1 protein-coding gene is annotated in these 526 nt (G+C 63.5%); it reads left to right on the top strand.

Annotated features, from left to right (window positions below):
- Positions 1-41: 41 nt before the first annotated feature.
- Positions 42-526, top strand: a 485-nt coding sequence (locus NMG46_RS30105) for an ISAs1 family transposase (RefSeq protein ID WP_254820787.1), incomplete at its 3' end; no start/stop codon positions are given.

Here is a 526-nt window from a genome sequence, read left to right as displayed (position 1 = left end):
GCAGATTGGTCACCGCCGACGCGCTCCACTGCCACACCCGCATGGCTGCGGCCATTACCCAAAGAGGTGGCGATTACCTGCTTGCGCTGAAGGGCAACCGTCGTCATTGGCTGCGCCGTGCCAACCTACAACTGGCCGACGCCACCCCTTCCATGGCCGAGCGGACCGAGACCAGCCACGGCCGCAACGAGTGGCGGCAAGCCGAGATCGTGGCGGCGGCCGAGCCGCTGATGCCCGGCCACCTGGCCTTCATCCGCATCACCAGCCGACGCGATCAGGCTAGGCCGTTGATGCGCCTGTTCATGGCCTCCACGCTCATGTCGCCGCAACGGGCGCTCGACCTCACTAGAGCTCATTGGCAGATCGAGAACGGCCTGCATTGGATGCTTGATGTCCATCTCGATGAGGATCTCAGCCGTGCCCGCAAGGATAATGCTCCCGCCAACACAGCCCTTCTCAATCGCCTCGCCAGAAACATCCTTCAGGCCGCCGATGCTGCCAAAGTCCCCATCAGCCATCGCATCAA

Source organism: Mesorhizobium sp. LMG 17147 (genome assembly GCF_024297145.1).
Taxonomy (GTDB): Bacteria; Pseudomonadota; Alphaproteobacteria; order Rhizobiales; family Rhizobiaceae; genus Mesorhizobium.
This window is presented reverse-complemented; position numbering and strand designations above follow the sequence as displayed.